Annotated in this window: 3 protein-coding genes; all 3 read left to right on the top strand. The window is 73.4% G+C overall.

What is annotated here, in order from left to right; translation table 11 throughout:
* Window positions 1-473: ribosome silencing factor (rsfS, locus tag L2I40_RS22655; protein ID WP_237217608.1), on the top strand; the 473-nt coding region annotated here is incomplete at its 5' end.
* Window positions 427-933, top strand: a complete 507-nt coding sequence (locus tag L2I40_RS22650; RefSeq protein ID WP_237217607.1) for a 23S rRNA (pseudouridine(1915)-N(3))-methyltransferase RlmH — start codon at window positions 427-429, stop codon at window positions 931-933. The genes rsfS and L2I40_RS22650, both read left to right, overlap by 47 nt.
* 39 nt (window positions 934-972) lie before the next feature.
* A complete protein-coding gene (locus L2I40_RS22645) occupies window positions 973-1,644 on the top strand; it encodes an NnrU family protein (protein WP_237217605.1) in 672 nt (223 codons plus the stop codon).
* Window positions 1,645-1,845: the final 201 nt, after the last annotated feature.

Here is a 1,845-nt window from a genome sequence, read left to right as displayed (position 1 = left end):
CCGCGAAGCGCCCGGCCGCGCCCAGCCCCGCCCGCGCCCCGCGCGCCCGCCAGCCCAAGGTCGCGCCCGCGCTGCTCGACCGGCTGGTCGCCGCGGCGACGAAGAGCCTCGAGGACGACAAGGCCGAGAACATCGTGGTGCTCGACGTCACCGGCCGCGCCGATTACGCGGACCGGCTGGTGGTCGCGACGGGCCTCGCCGACCGGCAGATCCAGGCGATGGCCAGCCATCTCGAGGACGCCTTCGAGAGGGAAGGGCTGAAGCTCCGCCGGGACGCCACCCAGGCCTCGCCGGACTGGGTGCTGATCGACGCCGGCGACCTCGTCGTGCACCTGTTCAAGCCCGAGGCGCGCGGCCTCTACGCGCTGGAGCGCATGTGGGGCCCGGAGAGCCCGGCCCCCGACCAGGACCGCACGCCATTGCCCGATGACGGCGCCGGCGGCTCCACCGCGACGGAAGACGACGACGAGTAGGCTCGCGATCGTCGCGATCGGCCGGCTGAAGCCCGGCCCGGAGCGCGACCTCTACGACCACTACGCCGCGCGGCTGCGCCCGCCGCCGGTGGTGACCGAGGTGTCGGAGGCGCGCGGCAGCGCCGCGGAGCTGCGCCGGCGCGAGGGCGCAGCGCTGCTCGCCGCGCTGCCGGACAATGCGCTTGCCGTCGCCATGGACCTCGGCGGAGAGGCGCCGGGCAGCGAGGGTTTCGCCGCGCTGCTGGAGCGCTGGACGGCGACGGGCAAGCCGGTGTGCTTCGTCATCGGCGGCGCGGAGGGCCTCGACCCCGCCGTGCTGGCCCGTGCCGCGCACCGCCTCTCGCTCGGCCCGATGACCTGGCCGCATTTCCTGGTGCGCGGAATGCTCGCCGAGCAGCTCTACCGCGCCCAGGCGATCCGCACGAACCACCCCTATCACCGGGCGTGGCGCCCCGGCTGATCCGCTGGCACCCTTGCCCCGATTCGCGGAGACTTCGCCATGACGCTGCTGATCCTCGCCGCCGCGCTCTGGGTGTTCATCCATATCGGCGTGTCCGGGACGCGGCTGCGCGACACGGTCGTCGCGCGGCTCGGCGAGGGGCGTTTCGTGCTCGTCTTCTCGCTGGCCTCCGTCGCGTCCATCGCCCTGCTGGTGATCGCCTGGCAGAACGCGGAGACCACCTTCCTCTGGTCCGCGCCGTCCTGGCTGCGCTGGATCCTGGCGCTTCTGATGCTGCCGGCCTTCGTGCTGTTCATGGCGAGCCACAAGCGCAACCCGACCGCCGTCGGCAACAAGGGGCTCGGCGAGGAGCCGCGCGGCATCCAGCGCGTCACCCGCCACCCGATGCTGATGTCCTTCGCGCTCTGGGGGCTCGTGCACGTCGTCGGCAACGGCGACACGGCGAGCCTGGTGTTCTTCGGTGCCTTCCTGGTGACCGCGGTGGCCGGCATGCCGTCCATCGACGCCAAGCTCGCGCGGCGCAATCCGGAGGCCTGGCGCGGCTTCGCGGAGAAGACCTCGATCCTGCCCTTCGGCGCGATCCTGTCGGGCCGCAACCGGCTGGTCCTGTCGGAGATCGGCTGGATGCCGCCCGTGGTCGGCCTGATCCTCTGGATGGCGCTGCTGCATTTCCACCGCGGCATCTTCGGCGTGCCGGCTGTTTTCGTTTAGCCTCAAGCGCCGGCGCGGCCTCCGGCCGCTTGGCTGGCGCGCCGCAGACAGGGCGTGCCCGGCGGCGCTGATGGTCGCGGCGCGGCGGCCGCGTTGCGGCCGCATCCTTGGTGGTGGCGCCCCGTCCTCTGCGGGCACGCTGGCCCGTCGGGGGCGCGCCGCTTGAACTCCCGCGCGCCCCGCGCCAAACCCTTCCTCACC

The organism is Falsiroseomonas oryziterrae (genome assembly GCF_021864505.1).
Taxonomy (GTDB): domain Bacteria; phylum Pseudomonadota; class Alphaproteobacteria; order Acetobacterales; family Acetobacteraceae; genus Falsiroseomonas; species Falsiroseomonas oryziterrae.
The sequence above is the reverse complement of the archived record's forward strand: the minus strand, read 5'-3'. Positions and strand labels throughout refer to the sequence as shown.

Excerpts from the sequence above, each read along its gene's own strand:
- L2I40_RS22650 (WP_237217607.1), top strand. The coding sequence starts at position 427 with ATGACGGCGCCGGCGGCTCCACCGCGACGGAAGACGACGACGAGTAGG.
- L2I40_RS22645 (WP_237217605.1), top strand. The coding sequence starts at position 973 with ATGACGCTGCTGATCCTCGCCGCCGCGCTCTGGGTGTTCATCCATATC.